11 protein-coding genes and 1 tRNA gene are annotated in these 12731 nt (G+C 72.6%); 4 read left to right on the plus strand and 8 right to left on the minus strand.

Going from position 1 to position 12731, the window contains the following annotated elements:
• On the minus strand, positions 1 to 711 hold a 711-nt coding region (locus PV350_RS38025; RefSeq protein WP_500338021.1), incomplete at its 3' end, for an ROK family transcriptional regulator.
• Between the two features lie 47 nt (positions 712 to 758).
• Here PV350_RS38025 and PV350_RS38030 point away from each other — a divergent pair.
• Positions 759 to 1829 (plus strand): Gfo/Idh/MocA family oxidoreductase, encoded by a 1071-nt coding sequence (locus PV350_RS38030; RefSeq protein ID WP_500338022.1) that lies wholly within the window; start codon positions 759 to 761, stop codon positions 1827 to 1829.
• 489 nt (positions 1830 to 2318) lie between these two features.
• On the opposite strand, the gene PV350_RS38035 is transcribed toward PV350_RS38030, so the two are convergent.
• Complete coding sequence (locus PV350_RS38035; RefSeq protein ID WP_500338024.1) at positions 2319 to 2672, minus strand: STAS domain-containing protein; 354 nt, start codon at positions 2670 to 2672, stop codon at positions 2319 to 2321.
• 150 nt (positions 2673 to 2822) lie between these two features.
• Positions 2823 to 3563, minus strand: coding sequence for a GAF and ANTAR domain-containing protein (locus PV350_RS38040; protein ID WP_500338026.1), 741 nt, complete (start codon positions 3561 to 3563; stop codon positions 2823 to 2825).
• Between the two features lie 172 nt (positions 3564 to 3735).
• Between PV350_RS38040 and PV350_RS38045 the strand changes: the two genes are divergently transcribed.
• A complete protein-coding gene (locus PV350_RS38045) occupies positions 3736 to 4767 on the plus strand; it encodes a glycoside hydrolase family 6 protein (RefSeq protein WP_499512051.1) in 1032 nt (343 codons plus the stop codon).
• Positions 4768 to 4788: 21 nt separating this feature from the next.
• Here PV350_RS38045 and glxA read toward each other — a convergent pair whose 3' ends face one another.
• From glxA to PV350_RS38070, 5 genes are all read right to left on the minus strand, one after another.
• Positions 4789 to 6717 carry a radical copper oxidase GlxA gene (gene glxA, locus PV350_RS38050; RefSeq protein WP_500338029.1) on the minus strand — a complete coding sequence of 643 codons (1929 nt, stop codon included), beginning with the start codon at positions 6715 to 6717 and terminating at the stop codon, positions 4789 to 4791.
• Complete coding sequence (locus PV350_RS38055) at positions 6714 to 8516, minus strand: glycosyltransferase family 2 protein (protein WP_500338031.1); 1803 nt, start codon at positions 8514 to 8516, stop codon at positions 6714 to 6716. The genes glxA and PV350_RS38055 overlap by 4 nt, the downstream gene beginning before the upstream one ends.
• Before the next feature lie 376 nt (positions 8517 to 8892).
• Positions 8893 to 11007 (minus strand): SpoIIE family protein phosphatase, encoded by a 2115-nt coding sequence (locus tag PV350_RS38060; protein WP_500338032.1) that lies wholly within the window; start codon positions 11005 to 11007, stop codon positions 8893 to 8895.
• 135 nt (positions 11008 to 11142) lie between these two features.
• Positions 11143 to 11215, minus strand: a tRNA-Lys gene (locus tag PV350_RS38065).
• Complete coding sequence (locus PV350_RS38070) at positions 11178 to 11501, minus strand: LuxR C-terminal-related transcriptional regulator (protein ID WP_500331353.1); 324 nt, start codon at positions 11499 to 11501, stop codon at positions 11178 to 11180. The genes PV350_RS38065 and PV350_RS38070 overlap by 38 nt, the downstream gene beginning before the upstream one ends.
• Between PV350_RS38070 and PV350_RS38075 the strand changes: the two genes are divergently transcribed.
• Both PV350_RS38075 and PV350_RS38080 read left to right on the plus strand, forming a co-directional pair.
• Positions 11413 to 11763 (plus strand): hypothetical protein, encoded by a 351-nt coding sequence (locus PV350_RS38075; RefSeq protein ID WP_499512047.1) that lies wholly within the window; start codon positions 11413 to 11415, stop codon positions 11761 to 11763. The genes PV350_RS38070 and PV350_RS38075 overlap by 89 nt on opposite strands.
• Positions 11721 to 12170: a hypothetical protein gene (locus PV350_RS38080; protein ID WP_500338034.1), complete on the plus strand. Its 450-nt coding sequence runs from the start codon at positions 11721 to 11723 to the stop codon at positions 12168 to 12170. The genes PV350_RS38075 and PV350_RS38080 overlap by 43 nt, the downstream gene beginning before the upstream one ends.
• Positions 12171 to 12731 lie beyond the last annotated feature (561 nt).

A 12731-nucleotide genomic window follows, 5' to 3' on the forward strand; every position in this document is an offset into this window, starting at 1 on the left:
CCTCGGGCTGCCCGTCGTGCTGGACAAGGACACCAACGCGCCGTCCCCGTCCCCGTTCCCGTTCCCGCCGGGCGGGAGCACGGCGAGGGCCGCCGCGTTGGTGTCCTTGTCCAGCACGACGGGCAGCCCGAGGCGTTCGGCCAGCGCGTCGCGCAGCGGGTAGCCGTCCCATCCCGGCAGGCCCGTGACGCGGTGCAGCACCCCCGCGGTGTGGTCGAGGGGGCCCGGGCAGGCGAGCCCGGCGCCGAGCACCGCCCCGTCCGCGCCGGGCGTGGCGCCGACGGTCTCCCTGACCAGTCCCGCCGCCGCCTCCAGCACCTCTCCGGCCGGGCGGCGTAGGTCCAGGGGGACGGTCCTGGCATCCACCACGCCGCCCGCCAGGTCGGCGAGCACCACCGTCAATTCGTCGCGGTCCAGGTGCACCCCCACGGCGTACCGGGCGCGGCGCGCCAGCCGCAGCAGGGTGCGCGGCTTGCCGCCGGTGGGGGCGCCGCGCCCCGCCTCGTCGACCAGGCCGTCGGCCCGCAGCCGTGCGGTGATCTTGCTGACGGCCTGGGGGGTGAGCCCGGTGCGCTCGGCCAGTTCCAGGCGGCTGATGCCGGCGCCCTCGCCCACGGTCGCCGTCCGCAGCAGGCCCAGAACGAGGGCGGCGTTGTGACTGCGCAGCGCGGGCAGGTTGGCCCCGGAGATTCCCCTGTTCACATCTCCCATTGTCAGGTTCGCTTGCGCTTTGGCAACAGCGTTGCTTAAGTGGTGGCATGGCTCCCGCACCTCTTCGCGTCGGGCTGGTCGGCTACGGTCTGGCCGGCTCGGTCTTCCACGCCCCGCTGATCTCCACCACCGACGGCCTCGTCCTGGACACCGTCGTCACCGGCAACCCGGAGCGCCAGGCGCAGGCGCGCGCCGAGCACCCGGACGTCCGCATCGCCGGCCACCCGGACGAGCTGTGGAAGCGCGCCGGCGAGCTCGACCTGATCGTCCTGGCCTCGCCGAACAAGACCCACGTCCCGTTCGCGACCGCCGCACTGGAGGCCTCACTCGCGGTCGTCGTCGACAAGCCGGTCGCCGGCACCGCGGCCGAGGCGCACGCCCTCGCGGACCTCGCCGACGAGCGCGGCCTGCTGCTCTCGGTCTTCCAGAACCGCCGCTGGGACAACGACTTCCTCACCCTGCGCGGGCTGCTGGAGCGCGGTGAACTGGGCGAGGTGTGGCGCTTCGAGTCCCGCTTCGAGCGGTGGCGGCCGAGCCTGAAGGGCGGCTGGCGCGAGTCCGGCGACCCCGCCGAGATCGGCGGCCTGCTCTACGACCTCGGCAGCCACCTCGTCGACCAGGCGCTGACCCTCTTCGGGCCCGCCGTCAGTGTGTACGGCGAGCTGGACGTGCGCCGGCCCGGCGCCCAGGTGGACGACGACGCCTTCGTGGCCCTGACCCACGCCGGGGGCGTCCGCTCCCATCTGTGGATGAGCGCCACCACCGCGCAGCTCGGCCCCCGCTTCCGGGTGCTCGGCAGCGCCGCCGGATACGTCAAGCACGGCCTGGACCCACAGGAGGCCGCGCTGCGCGACGGTGCCCGCCCCGCCCCCGGCGCCGTGTGGGGCACCGAACCGGAGGCCGAGTGGGGCACGCTGGGCGCCGGTGATGAGGTGCGCCCCGTGCCGACCGTGCCGGGCGACTACCCGGCGTACTACGCCGCCGTCGCCGCCGCCCTGCGGGACGGCACCGCGCCGCCGGTCACCGCCCGCGAGGCCGCCGACGCGCTCACGGTCATCAAGGCGGCCGCCGTCTCGGCCCGCGAGGGACGGACCGTGCAGCTCACGCCGAAGGCCTGACCCCAGGCTCTTCCCCGGGGCGTACAGCGCCCGGCCCGCGGTCCGCTCCTCCCGGAGCCGCCGGCCGGGCGCTCCTTACCCTCGGGCGCCGGGACCGCGGGAGTGGTCCGGTGCGTCAGGGGAGAGACGGCGCACCCGCACCCCGTCCGGCGGCTCCGGAGGCACGCCGGCGGACACGGTGGGCGCGAGGACGTAGCAGCGGGCGACCCCGACCGCCGCGGCCACGCGTGTCGCCGATGTGCCGTGCGCCAGGACTTCCAGCACCGCCGCCACGCCCCAGGGGCAAGGTCCATGAGGCGTCGGGTGCGGATCTTCGCGGATCGGACAGGGACAGTCGTGAGGAGGCCGCGAGCTTGGCCATGGCCGGACCACGTCCTGGAGGCGTAGGAAACACTTCCGGCGACCGGGGTCCTGGGCCGCCCTGTCAGGCTAGAACACCTGAATGCGGCCGGGCTAGGGCGTGTTGGGGGCGCGCGTACGGGACGCGTGTCAGTTCGTGGGCTCCGGCCAGTCCGGCAGGATCGTGAAGCACCGGGTCAGCCGGGTCGCCCGCAGCGTGCGCAGCGTGAACTCGTCCCGGCACACCAGCCGTACCCGCCCGGAGTGCTCCTCGGCGCGGCGCCGGGCGCGCACCAGTGCCGACAGGCCGCTGCAGTCGATGAACTCCACCGGCCGCAGGTCCACCACGATGTCCGGGCGGTCGGCCCCGGTCAGCGCGTCGAGGGCGGCGGACACCCCGGGCGCGGTGAGCGCGTCCACCTCGCCGCCGAGCGTCACCAGGGTGCTGGACCCGTCGGTGCGCCGGTGGATCCGGGGCATGGTGTTCGTGGCGTCGTCGGACATGGGACGTCTCCGGGGACGGGAGCCTGGCGCCTGCGGCACGGGGACGGGAACGGGACGCCACCGGGGTCCGGGGTGGTGGGCCCAGCCTATGCCCGACGCGCCGTCACCGGCCCGGCCGAGGGCGAACCCGTGACGTCCCCCGCCGGTGGGTCAGTCGCCGGCCCTCCGCAGCGCGTCGGAGTCCACCGTGCCCGTCACGACACCCCGGGCCAGTTCCGCGAGCCGCACCCGGTGCGTCCGCGCGTACCGCCGCAGCGCCGTGAACGCCTCGTCGACGCCGACGCCCCAGCGCTCCGCCAGCACGCCCTTGGCCTGTTCCAGGACGACCCGGCTGTCCAGCGCGGCCTGCAACTGGGCGGCCAGCGCCTCCTGCCGCTGCCGGGCCCGTTCCTGGAGTATCCCGATGGCGGCGGCGTCCGCGAAGGCCCGGGCCAGCGCCACGTCACCGCCCGGGGGATCGCCGGGCACCCCGCGGAACAGGTTCAGCGCGCCGATCACCTCGGCCCGGCGCCGCAGCGGCACGGCGTACGTCGCGTGGAAGCCCCGGTCGCGGGCGAGCGGGGCGAAGCGCGGCCAGCGGTCGTCGCAGCGCGCGAGGTCCGGGGCGGTGACCACGTCCGAACCCCGGTAGCAGTCCAGACAGGGTCCCTCCTCCCGCTGCCGGCGCAGGAGTTCGCCCGCGCCGCCGCAGCCGGCCGCGGTCCGCAGCTCGCCGCGCCCGTCGTCCAGCAGCACTCCGGCCGCCGTGACGTCCAGCAGCTCCACGCAGCGGTCGGCCACCCGCTCCAGGAAGACGCCCACGTCGAAGTCGCCGTCCAGGGTGTCGGCGAGGTCCACGAAGACCTCGGCGAGCCGCAGCTCGCGCGCACGGTGCGTCGGGTGCTCTGTCACGTCCGGCTCCAGCCCTCGGCGGACACGGCTTCGCCGGGGGATTCTGCCATGGGGAGCAGACGCGGCATTCGACGGGAAAGGCACCGACTGCCCTGATCTGAGGGCCCCTTGACCGTTCGGTATGTCAGGATTGGCGGCGACCGGTCTCGTCCCGCCATCCAAGGGGGAGTGGATGTTCGGCACCAACACCGGCCCGCTGCGCAGGGCGGCCTGCGCCGTGTCCGCCGCCGGACTGCTCTCCATGGCGCTGGGCGGCTGCTTCGGCACCGGCAAGCCCGGGGGGAACCAGGACAAGGGCGGCGGCAGCAGCCCCGGGAGCACCGCCGGGGCGCCGTTCTGGGTCAACCCGGACACGGCCGCGGCCCGTCAGGCGGCGCAGTGGCGCCAGGAAGGCCGGGAGGCCGACGCCGCACTGCTGGAACGGATCGCGGGCCGGCCCGTCGCCGAGTGGATCGGCCAGGACGACGCACAGGACCGGGCCAGGGGCTACACCGAGGCCGCCGCCCGCGACGGCCGGACACCCGTGCTCGTGCTCTACAACATCCCGCACCGCGACTGCGGTCAGTACTCCCAGGGGGGCGCCGCCGACGGCGCCGCCTACCGCGCCTGGGTCGACGCGGTCGCCGCCGGCATCGGTGAGCGCGAGGCGCTGGTGGTGCTCGAACCGGACGCCCTCACCCACATCGTCGACGGCTGCACGCCCCGCGAGTTCCAGAAGGAGCGCTACGCCCTGCTGACCCACGCCGTGGACACCCTGGGCGCGCTGCCCCGCGTGCGGGTCTACCTCGACGCCGGCAACGCCGGCTGGGTCAGCGACCCCGCCCGCCTGGCCGGCCCGCTGCGGGCGGCCGGCGTCGCCGCGGCGGACGGCTTCGCCCTCAACACCTCGAACTTCTACAGCACCGCCGCGAACACCGCGTACGGCAGGAAGCTGTCCGCGCGGCTCGGCGGCAAGCACTTCGTCATCGACACCAGCCGCAACGGCCGTGGCCCCCTCGACGGCGCCCACGACGAGGCCTGGTGCAACCCGCCCGGCCGCGGCTTGGGCACCCCGCCCACCACCGACACCGGTGACGAACTCGTCGACGCCTACCTGTGGATCAAGCGTCCCGGCGACTCCGACGGCACCTGCAAGGGCGGCCCGCGGGCGGGTGACTGGTGGCCCGAGTACGCCCTGGGACTGGCCCGGCGCGCGGCCTCCTGACCGCCCGCCGGGCCCCTCCCGTCAGGTCACCCGCACCCAGCGCGCCTGCGACGGCGTGCCCTCGTCGTCGGTGACGACCAGCATGTACCAGCCTGGCGGCACGATCGACGGGTCCTCGGGGACGGTCACGCTCACCGACCCCTCGCCGCGCTCCACGTCCAGCGCGATCGACCGCTGCTCCACGTCGGTGGCGTGGGTGACCGCGCTCGGCCGCATCAGCCGTGCCGCCTCGATGCGCTCCGCGTGCGCGGCCCGGAAGGTGGCCGTGCCGCCGCGCCGGAGGGCTTGCGGGCCCGCGCCGAGCGAGGGCCGGGAGCCCCGGTAGCGGTACGCCGGGGTGTAGACCTCGATCCTCTGCTCGAAGAAGCCCGGCTTGGTGTCGGCCGGGTCCCCGAAGAGCGGGTTGGACCCGAAGACCGCCACCCGGCCGTCGGGCAGCAGCAGCGCCTCGGAGTGGTAGTTGCGGCCCACCGACGGGTCGGCGGCCTCCCGGAAGGTGTCGTCCGCCGGGTCGTAGATCTGCGCCCGCAGGACGTCGCTGCCGCCGCGGCCCCGGTAGTCACGGGAGCCGCCGGTGGTGAACACGGTGTCGTCCGGCAGGATCACCGTGTTCAGGTAGCGGGTGGGCTCGGGCAGGTCGGGGCCCGTCGTGTACCGCGGGTCCGCGGCGTCCAGGTCCACCACGGCGGTGCGGGTGGTCGAGGAGTGCGACTCGCCGACCCCGCCGCCGCCCAGCACCATCACCTTCTGGTCCTGCGCGGGCGGCAGCAGCACCGAGCCGGCCGTCTCCAGGTCCTCGGCGTCCTCCAGCCCGGGGACCTCGGTGAAGCGGTTGGTGCGCAGGTCCCACACGCCCGGGACACGGCCCTCGTCCGCCGGCCCGTACCCCGCGTTGGCGCCCGAGTAGAAGATCTTCCCGCCCTTCATCAGGAAGAGCGCGGGGTAGGTGGGGAAGTAGCGCTCGCCGGTGTACGCCCACGTCCGGGTCTTCGGGTCGTAGACCTCGTTCTTGCCCGGGACGACCTGGCCGATGTCGTCCAGCCCCGAGACGGAGAGCACCCGCCCGTCGGCGAGGGTGACCAGCGTCGGGTACCAGCGGGCCTCGTTCATCGGGTCGACCGGGACGTAGGCCTCGGCCACCGGGTCGAACTCGTACGCGTTCTTGATCCCCTGGAAGTCCTTCTTGTCCAGGCCGAGCTTGGTGGCCAGCCCGTAGAAGTTCTCCCGGTCCTCGCCCTCCAGGCCACGGATCCCGTACTGCGCCGCGGTGTTGACGATGCCCTTCTCGCCCTTGACCAGCGACTGCACGAACACCCGTGCCTCGCTCGCGGTCACGGTGACCTTGCCGGTCCTGGCCTCGACGGTCTTCTTGGCGCGGGGCACGTTGACGGGGAACTCCGACCGGAAGGCCCGGCCGTTCTCGTCGTTGACGAAGACCGTGCCCTCGGGGAAGGTCCGCGGCTTGTCCGGGTCCTCGTTCTTGATGAGCATCGCGCCGCCCGCCCGGTCCACGGCCTCCTTGAGCTTCTCGTAGCGGGCGGTGCCGCCGGCCACCAGCAGCGTGCCGTCGGCCAGCTGGGCGTGCCCGGCGCAGAACATGTCCTTGGGGGTGTCGATCTCCTTGAAGGTGTTCTCCACCGGGTCCCAGAGCACGCTCTTGAAGGACTTGGCCTTGAAGTTCCGCTCGTCGTTGCCGGAGCCGGCGATCAGCAGCACCTTCCCGGTGTGCAGCAGCGCCGCGTGGACGGCGTTGACGCGGAACTCCTCGGGCACCTCGACCAGGTCCCAGTGGCCGTACGCGGCCTTGTACCCGGGCTGGTTGATCTTGTAGTCGTGGTACTTCTCCGCCGAGTAGCCGTAGATCGCGGGCGCGTTCATCCCGGCGAGCACCCCCACGGCCGTGCTCCCGACGGCGATCTTCCGCAGTCTGCGGCTGGGTCGGTAGCTCATCGGGCGGCGCTCCTGGAACGGACGAGGGACAGGGACCAGACGGCGATCGGTGCCAGGGTCAGGACGAGGGCCAGCGTCGCCCACGTGCGCATCGCCACGTGGGTGTGGCCGTTGAAGAAGCTGGCGGCGAGCGAGCCGCCGAAGACGAGCAGCCAGAACAGGTGGACGCGGAAGGTGGACAGCAGCCGGTCCGGGCTCGCGGAGTCCCCCTTGGGGGTGACCACGAACCTGCTCTTGCGCCGCAGCACCGCGTCCATCAGCGAGCGGGCGTAGATCGGCGCGGACAGCGCCGACATCACCATGCCCGCCGCGCCCGAGGAGCCCTCCGGCTCGTGGGGGCTGACGTTGTGCCGCCGGTTCCACACGTACAGGCCGATCTGGAGCGCGGCGGCGTCGCTGTAGAGCATCATCCAGACCTCGGAGTCGATCTGGATGCCCGAGGCGCCGAGCCCGAGGAACAGCGCGCAGCTGAGGCCGCCCAGGAGCCAGTTGACCGCCGTCATCGGGTAGTAGACGACCATCAGCGTGTAGTTGAGCAGGCGGCCGGGGGAGAGGGTGAACGGCACCTTCCAGAACTGCTTGATGAGCGTCTCGTAGGTGCCGCGGCTCCAGCGCAGCTGCTGGGTGAAGAAGTCGGTCCAGGAGGACGGTCCCTCGCCGACGGCGAGGACGTCCGGGGTGTAGACCGAGCGCCACTTGCGGCCGGTGGCGGGGTTGCGGTGCCGGTGCAGTTCCAGGCCGGTGGCCATGTCCTCGGTGATGGAGTCGTACAGCCCGCCGATGCTTCTGATGGCGCTGATGCGCACCGCGTTGTTGGTCCCGACGAACATGGGGGAGCCGTAGGCGTTGCCGGCCCGCTGGATGAGCGCGTGGAAGAGGAACTGCTGGCTCTCGGCGGCCTTGGTCACCGCGCTGTCGTAGTTGCCGTAGACCTGCGGGCCGACGACGAAGGCGACGTCCGGGTCCCGGAAGTAACCGAGCATGCGCTCCAGGAAGTTGGGGAGCGGGACGTGGTCGGTGTCGACGGAGGCGAAGACGTCGTAGTCGTCGCCGTGGGCGTCGAGCCAGGCGTTGTAGTTGCCGTGCTTGGTGCGGGCGCGGAAGGGGCCGCTGGGCCGGTTCCACCGCTCCACGCCCTTGCGGGTGAAGTGGCGTACGTTCAGGCGCTCGCACAGGCTCTTGACGTCGGGGTCGTCGCCCTCGTCCAGGAGCCAGATGTGCAACGTGCCGCGGTGGCGCAGGCGGACCGCGGCCTCCAGGGTCGCCCGCACCATCGCCAGGGGCTCCTTGCCCGGGACGAAGGTGGTCACGAAGGCGACCTTGCTGCCCTTCTCGGGTACGACGGGTACCGGATCGCGCGCGACGAGCGTCGCATGGGCGTTGGACGTCACGTTGATCAGCCGGAAGAGCTCGATCAGGCCGATGGATATGAGCATCACGGCGTCGGCGGCGACCAGCCAGCCCGGCGCGTGTTCCCGGCGGGTCCAGTGGGCCGGCTGCATCAGCCAGGCGAGCAGCACCGCCGAGAGTACCGGGGCCGCGCCGAGCAGCAGCGCCGCGCGGATCCGGTGGGGTTCCTCCGCGAGCAGGCTGCGGTACTTCACCCGGTACGGGACTCCGGGTTCCGGCTCGGTGAGCGGGCCGGCGAGCCTGCTGTAGTGCTCGTAGTCGTACCGGGGCGCCGCTGCGCCGGATTCCGGCCGGGACGGGCCGGGGCGGGAGCGCCGGGGTATGACGGGCACGGGCGTGCCGGCCCGAGGGTCGGTCGTGTACTGCTGGGCGCCGGATGTCGGCGGCATGTGGATGCTCCCCCCGAAGCATGTCGCGCCGCTGTCGCGGCGGTGTTGGCGCCCCGGGCGCTGCGGCCCCCCGCCCCCGGGGCATGCGTGGGCGTTCTGTGGCCTCCGGGTCGCGTGAGGCCGGCTATGACTCGTCAACGACCGGACCACCGTGAGGTAACGCCTGAATCCACCCCTCTCGCCCCGGGGCCCTCCCCTGGGCCCGTACACGGAAAAGCCGCCGGAATCCGACCCGTTGGCTCACCGGTGAGGGCGCATGTGTCCGGTTGGCGCATGGATGTCCCGCGGATCCAGCGTCCCGGAATGCCCGTCTTGATGGCAAGGCGCGAAACGAGTTGTTAACAGGCCGTATGAGCGATTTGGTCCGGTTGTCGGCTCACAGCTCGACGGAGGCCTCGTCCTCGGCCACGTGCGTCCCCATCCGGGCCAGCAGCAGGGCGACGTCGTCGTCGGGGGACTGCAGCTGCGCGCCCAGCACGACGTCGCAGGTGTCCTCCAGCGAGCGGCGGCGGCTCTTGAGCTTGAGGACGCGCATCAGCGTGCGCAGCCCCACGTCGATCGACTGCCGCCGGTCCTCGACCAGCCCGTCGGTGAACAGCGCCAGCAAGGTGCCCTCGGCGAGCTTCCGCTCCACCGTGTGGAAACGGATCCCTCCGACGCCCAGCGGCACCGCGTTGGGCAGGTCGATCAGCTCGGCGCGGCCGCCGGGCGGCACCAGCACCGGCGGCAGGTGCCCGGCGGTGGAGAACTGGCAGCGGCCCGTCGCGGGGTCGCAGACGGCGTAGACGCAGGTGGCGATGAAGTCGCCCTCGGCGCTGCCGGTGATGTTGTCGAGGTGCGCCAGCACCTCGTCCGGCGGCAGGTCGAGCCGGGCGAAGGCCCGGGTCGCCGTGCGCAGCTGGCCCATGATCGCCGCCGCGTGCAGGCCCTTGCCCATCACGTCCCCGACGATCAGCCCGACCTTGCCGTCCCGCAGCTGCAGGACGTCGTACCAGTCCCCGCCGACCTCCCGGACGGCGGGGATGTAGCGGGCGGAGATCTCCATCCCGTCCACGCGTGGCGGCTCGTGCGGCAGCAGGCTGCGCTGGAGGGTGAGCGCGGCGTTGCGCTCACCCGCGTAGAGCCGCGCGTTGTCGATGGATATCGCGGCCCGGGCGGCCAGCTCCACCGCCAGCGTGCGGTCCTCGTCGTCGAAGGGCTTCTGGTTGCGGGTGCGGAACATCCCGACCGCCCCCAGCACCTCGCCGCGGGCGATGAGCGGCGCGGCGAGGTACGAGTGCGCGCCCGCCCGCTTCAGCTGGGCGGCGGCCCGGTCGTCGCGGGCTATGCGGCGCAGCATGCGGCTGCTCACCCGGTGCACGACCACCGGCTGGCCCTCCCGCACGGCCTTGGTGATCAGCCGGTCGTCGGCGTACCGGGCCAGCTCCCCGACCGGGTCGACGGCGCCGATCGCCTCGCTGGACTCGGCGGCCGCGACCGCCAGCGCCCGGAACTCGGCCGACTGCTGGGCGCGCACCTTGGGCACCGGGCCGCCGCGCAGCACCTCGTCCAGGACGTCGACGGTGGCGATGTCGGCGAGCGTGGGCACCACCACCGAGGCCAGTTCCCGGGCGGTCTGCTGCAGGTCCAGCGTGGTGCCGATCCGGGTCCCTGCCTCGGCGATCACCGCGAGCCGGCCGCGGGCCTCGGCGATCTCCTCGGCCGCCTGGTGGCGCTCGGTGAAGTCCGCGATCGACGCGGCCAGGCCCAGCACCCGCCCGGTGGGGTCCTGGATCCGGTAGTACGAGATCGACCAGGCGTGGTCGTGCTCCTGGTCGGCGTACGTCCTGACCACGGTGTCCAGGTCCAGCAGCGGCTCCCCGGTCTCCAGCACCTGGCGCATCCGGGCCTCGATCGCCCGGAACTCCGCCCCCGGCGAGATCTCGCGCACCCGGCGCCCCAGCATGGCCGCCGCGGGCAGGCCGTGCAGCTCCTCCATGGCCCGGTTGACGCGCACGATCCGCAGGTCCGTGTCGAAGACGGCCAGCCCGATCGGGGACTGGTCGACGAGGCTGCTGGACAGCGCCATGTCCGTCTCCACGCGCCGCACGGTGGACAGGTCGGCGCCCAGGCCCAGCGCGTAGACGCCGCCGTCCACGTCGTGCATCCGCATGTTGCGGAACTCCACGTCACGGGTCGTGCCGTCGGCGTGCACGATCGGGAACACGCCCTGCCAGATGGCACCCGCCCTGACCTGCTTGAACAGCTCGGTGACCAGCTCCAGCTTGTCGGGCGCGACCAGCAGCAGGCCGGCGTTCTGGCCCAGGGCCTCTTCCGCCGAGTAGCCGAACAGGCGTTCGGCCTCCGGGCTCCACAGCACGATGTGACCGGTGCGGTCCAGCACCATCGCCGCCACCTGCAGCAGGTCGAGCAGGCCTCCGGGCGAGGCGGCCCCTGGACTCGGCCGGGCCTCCCTGCCCGTGCCGGGCGGCGGCGGATCGTGCTCGCGCATGGCCTCCTCGTGAGCCCCCGTAGAGCTCTCACATCATCGTTAGGGGATATTTTCGCACTGAGTCACCCTGGGCGCCGCCCTTCCCCCACAAACGAGCGAGGGCGCCCTTCCCGAAGGAAGGACGCCCTCACATTGTGCGCCGCCAGGGACTCGAACCCCGAACCCGCTGATTAAGAGTCAGCTGCTCTGCCAGTTGAGCTAGCGGCGCTCACCGACAGAGAGGATCCTACCTGACCAGTGGCGGTGCTCCCGACCACCTCGTCCAGGAGCGCGGGGTCGTCGTCCAGCCAGCCGAGGCGGACCATCTTCACCCCCGCCTGGAACCGGCTGTCGGCCCCTATCTGCTGCATCAGCTCGGCCACTATCCGCCGCACCGTCCGGTCGGACAGGCCCAGCTTGCGGCCGATGGCCTCGTCCGTCAGCCCCGAGGCGAGCAGCCGGACGACCTCCCGGTGCCGTGCGGCGGGCGCGGCGCCGACGTCGTCGGTGAACAGGTCCGAGGCGGCCGCCCAGCAGTGCTCGAACATCTGGCGCAGCACGGCCACCATGGCGGGGCTGCGCAGGACCATGGCGGAGCCGGAGCCGCCCTCGCCGGCGCCCTCGTCGAGCCCCAGCGCCGGCACGACGGCGAGGGTGTGGTCCACGATGATCATCTTCATGGGCAGCGTCGCGGTCGTGCGCACCTCGCCGCCGTCGTTGACGAAGGTCCTCAGATGCGTGCGGATGTTCGGAACGGCCGCCGCGGTCGCCAGGTAGATGGACCGCTGGCGGACCCCGCGGCCGAGGGCCTCTCGATTGCGGGTGTCGCCGAGGTGCTCCTCCTGCACGCTGGCGTGCATCGAGAGGATCTCGGTGGTGACGGTGCTGGCCGCCTCGTCCAGGATGGCCGCGATCTGCGCGGGCTGTGCCGCCACCTCGATGCGCGCCTCGGCGAGCTGACGCATGTGCACGGGCTGGAACTCGGCCGCCACGCGGCTCAGCGCGGTGTGGGCGTTCGTGATCGTCTGGACCAGTTCCTCGGTGCGTCGCCGGCTGCCCTCGATCAGCTGGGCCATCGCCGTCGCGGGGGAGTGGACCGACCAGCCGCTGCGGGAGGAGGGGAACTGCGCGGCAAGACCGAGATCCGCCAGGCAGCGCACCGCCGCGTCCAGTTCCCCGTGTGACCATCCGGTGAGGGCACAGACGCTTTCGGGCGCCCAGTCGGCGTCGGCGAGCGCCAGGGCGTAGAGTTCCTGCGCCCGGGCGCGCAGAAGGTCGTCGGTCACTGCTCGCACCCCCAATGCTTCACGTCACCCCCGGCTTCGATCAGGTTAAGGGGCGGGGCTCGTGTATGGACCCTTCGGGGCCCATCCGGTCCCATGTGTCCGCATAGGGCCATGTCCGAATCCGGAACGCGAAAACTACAGACCAGCGGCTTGGCGTCCGACAGAATTCAGTCAGTCGTACGGTTCCCCCAGACCGGACCGGCACCCCCGAACAGCAACACCCCAGCTCACACCCCCAGGACAGGTCTGCCATGTCATCGATTCGTCGCAACGCCCTCCGTGTAGTTCTGGGCGTCGTCGCCGCCATCTCGTTGGGGCTGATCGGCGCGACCACTGCTTCTGCGCAGCCCGCTGCGCAAGGCGACATCGTCTGGGCGGCTCCCAACGACATCGTCTGGTAGCCAACCGGCGGGCAGTACCCCCAAAGAACTTTCCCTTAAAAAAACCTCACCCCCCCCG

This window comes from Streptomyces sp. PA03-6a (genome assembly GCF_033792765.1).
Classification (GTDB): Bacteria; Actinomycetota; Actinomycetes; order Streptomycetales; family Streptomycetaceae; genus Actinacidiphila.

Excerpts from the sequence above, each read along its gene's own strand:
- PV350_RS38030 (WP_500338022.1), top strand. The coding sequence starts at position 759 with ATGGCTCCCGCACCTCTTCGCGTCGGGCTGGTCGGCTACGGTCTGGCC.
- PV350_RS38035 (WP_500338024.1), bottom strand. The coding sequence starts at position 2,672 with ATGTCCGACGACGCCACGAACACCATGCCCCGGATCCACCGGCGCACC.
- PV350_RS38045 (WP_499512051.1), top strand. The coding sequence starts at position 3,736 with ATGTTCGGCACCAACACCGGCCCGCTGCGCAGGGCGGCCTGCGCCGTG.
- glxA (WP_500338029.1), bottom strand. The coding sequence starts at position 6,717 with ATGAGCTACCGACCCAGCCGCAGACTGCGGAAGATCGCCGTCGGGAGC.
- PV350_RS38055 (WP_500338031.1), bottom strand. The coding sequence starts at position 8,516 with ATGCCGCCGACATCCGGCGCCCAGCAGTACACGACCGACCCTCGGGCC.
- PV350_RS38060 (WP_500338032.1), bottom strand. The coding sequence starts at position 11,007 with ATGCGCGAGCACGATCCGCCGCCGCCCGGCACGGGCAGGGAGGCCCGG.
- PV350_RS38075 (WP_499512047.1), top strand. The coding sequence starts at position 11,413 with ATGGCCTCGTCCGTCAGCCCCGAGGCGAGCAGCCGGACGACCTCCCGG.
- PV350_RS38080 (WP_500338034.1), top strand. The coding sequence starts at position 11,721 with ATGCGTGCGGATGTTCGGAACGGCCGCCGCGGTCGCCAGGTAGATGGA.